This is a genomic window from Streptococcus castoreus DSM 17536, assembly GCF_000425025.1.
GTDB lineage: Bacteria > Bacillota > Bacilli > Lactobacillales > Streptococcaceae > Streptococcus > Streptococcus castoreus.
Genome location: NZ_AUKZ01000041.1, coordinates 1 through 3,075, shown reverse-complemented (window position 1 = coordinate 3,075; position 3,075 = coordinate 1). Strand labels below are relative to the sequence as shown.

Sequence of the window (3,075 nt, the reverse complement as noted above, 5' to 3'; positions counted from 1 at the left end):
TATAGTGCTATTATAATGTTTTAAAATTTATACGCAATCACGTTATCCTAAAACGTTGATATTAGAGCGTTTTAGATTTTTTATTTTGTCCAAAAAAGCAATAAAAATCACTAAAAGTAATATTTGGTCGGGGAGTAGGTCGGGGATTATTTGATACTGCGCATGAACGTTTCTGTAACGCTACTAACAACTTCATCCTTGATATGTGTGTATTTATTCGTCATATAATTTGTAGAATGACCAAGCGCTGCCGCCATGTGCTCAACGGGTACGCCAGCTATCTGTCCTTGTGTGGCAAAAAAGTGTCTCATCATATGTGGAGTAAAACGAACCTTGCATTTTTCGTTTACTTTACCAAAAAGATTGTAAATATAATTATTGTGAATTGGTTTGCCGGCAAAAGACGAGTTTACTTTTTTATCATCCCCAAGAAATAAAAAATCTGTTTTATTTAAAATGCGATTGTGACTTAAAGCTATGTTTATTGATGTATCAACTGCTTTTTTGAGCAAGTGTGATGTTTTGCTATCCAATTGTACATATCTTTCTGACGATGCAGTCTTTAGTCCTCCGCCGTTCTGTCTAGCCCTTGTTCTTGACTCGTCTATTTTTAAAACCGCACGATCATTAGTGTTATAAGTTATGTTGCCTAATTTTATGCCAGCTACCTCGCTCCTGCGTAATCCAAGATAGGTTATTCTTACCATCACATAATCATAGTCGTCAAGCACTCGTCTAGCGACCTTATCCCAAGTTTTAAATTCCTCGATAGACCTACGCTTATCAACAGGCTTTACCTTGCTAGTACCAATATCAATAAATTCAATGATATTATCGTCAAGCATTTTATTTTTAACGGCATGATTTAACATAATACTAAAAATGTTGTGTAAGTGCTTTACTGTGCTTCTTGCATGTGTATCGAGTAATTCGTTGATGTAATTTTCATAGTCTATTCGACTAATAGCATTCATCTTTTTCTTGCCGAATTTGGGGCTAATATGATTATTAAAGTTTTTAATACGCTCTTCATAAGTATCAGGAGACCACGCTCCAGCTTTTAATCTATTATCAACGTATATATCCCAGTATTCATCAACAGTCAAGTTTTTATTATAAGCAAATTCATTGTTTTCTATTTTTCGCTCAATTTCAGCTAGCAATAAACGAGCTTCTTGTATCGTTTTTATGCCACTTTCGGTCGCCTCCTTTTTTTCTCCGTTTAAATAATAACCTCTACGGATATAGTATCGCTTACCTTTTAAGGTAACGTACCAAAATATGTTTGGGTATTTTGTTTTATTATATTTCATTTTTAAATCCTTTCTTTTTGACTTTTGGACGAGGTCGTTTGAAAGGATATTGGCATCACCACCTTTGTATGTTATAATTTAGAATATAAGAAAACGAGCTATTTAAAGCTTACTTCTTATTGATTGCATATTGCCTCACGCTCTCCTCGCCAAAGTTGAGCGTGGGGCTTTTTTATTTATACATTTGTAAAACAAAAACCGAGTAACTAGATTTTAGCTACTCGGTTTCTTGTGACAGCTTGTGTCACAACCAATTTGCACCAGACATTGTCTAGGTAAGTAGCTAGATTATATCATAAGAAAACTATCTAAACAATAGGAATTAGCTTTCCGCCTATTTGGGCAGTTATGAATTCCTTATCAGCTGGGTAAAGTCTTAAATAGTCATCAACAGCTTTTGTTAGGGAGTAGTTGAGTTCTGCCACAGGCTGTCCATGTGTTTTGAACCAAGTCATAGCATATACAAGCGTTGATAGACCGTTTTGTCCGTTTCCGTTATTATATTCATCTTTGGTCACACCCATGCGGTCATGAAATTTCTTGCTGTATCGTATTTTGTTTTTCTCTGTTACAAAGTTGTAGGAACGGCTAATGTGAGCTGTCCTGTTTCTGTGAGCTAGCAGGAAGTAAAAGATATTGATAACCATATCTTTTATATCCTCGGTAATCAGTTCTTTTGGAATATCCGTCATCATGCTAATTACATCTAGTTTAACCTCGTTTTTTTGAAGTTTGTAGAATGTGATGAGATTTCCAAAAGTCATTCCCTTAACCAATATCCAAGGAGGAATATTGCCGTGACTCTCTCTGTAATGTTTGTAGGGTTGGCTATTGTCTTGAATTATTCTCTGGCATTTTTCTAGTAGCTGAGAGCGTTGAGATTTGCCGTATTTGGTATTTCCACGTTCAAAGTTACGCCTATTTAGGTATTGGCTTTGTTCAGAGGTATAATGCTTGGACACTGTATAGGATAAGGCAGTTCTGAGGTGAGCTTCTAGCTCGTGAATAGCTTTTGAGATGGCAGACCTAATGTGTTTATCCATTAAAAACAGACTGAATAGCTGTTCAAAGGTTACACCGTCTTTGTAGGTCTCACCCTCCAATATTCCCACATCTTTATAGCCGTTCACGATTTCATAGTAGCTATACGTTGATAAAATGTGAATAGCAGCAGTTTCATTGATAAAGCTAAGGTTGCGAGATTTTAGAATTTCTATTTGTTCTTCAAAGGTTTTGAATGGTTTCTTGTCCATATAATTCTCCCAAAATAGACGAAAAGGTCTCTGTGAATTTCACAAAGACCTCTTGGCTTCCCGTTGGGGGAGCGTTCATTTAGATTGTCTTCATGGTACACTAATGTTTTTATTTTGTCAAGAGATAAGTTAAAAAATTACCCCTCTCTATATCTCCCAATCACTTTCCCAATAATTCGGAAGTCGCTATCAGCATCAATCGGAATGTCATCGTACTTGTCATTCAAACTATGTAGAAATGCCCCCTCAGCGTTTATAAGTAGCTGTTTGATATAAGCGTCCCCGTAATACTCAAACACTCCTATATCGCCATCTGAAAGCTCTACAGATAACTTAACAAAGACATAATCGCCAGAGTGATAATCAGGCTCCATGGAATCACCATAGACTGGGATAACAAAGTCCGCGTTCACTTCGATAGGCAATTCGACTTGCTCTACTCGTACATCATTTAGATACTGACCAGTACCCGCGGACGCTGCGTGGTCGTAGTAGTTGTAGGGGAATAA

Annotated in this window: 3 protein-coding genes; all 3 read right to left on the bottom strand. The window is 36.6% G+C overall.

Going from position 1 to position 3,075, the window contains the following annotated elements:
* Positions 1-146: 146 nt before the first annotated feature.
* Positions 147-1,313, bottom strand: a complete 1,167-nt coding sequence (locus H346_RS0108020) for a tyrosine-type recombinase/integrase (RefSeq protein WP_027970623.1) — start codon at positions 1,311-1,313, stop codon at positions 147-149.
* A gap of 308 nt (positions 1,314-1,621) precedes the next feature.
* The gene (locus H346_RS0108015; RefSeq protein ID WP_027970622.1) at positions 1,622-2,566 is read right to left on the bottom strand and encodes an Abi family protein; all 945 of its coding nucleotides are present in this window, start codon (positions 2,564-2,566) and stop codon (positions 1,622-1,624) included.
* 137 nt (positions 2,567-2,703) lie between these two features.
* Positions 2,704-3,075 (bottom strand): S24 family peptidase (locus H346_RS0108010; RefSeq protein WP_027970621.1); only part of this gene is annotated, 372 nt, incomplete at its 5' end.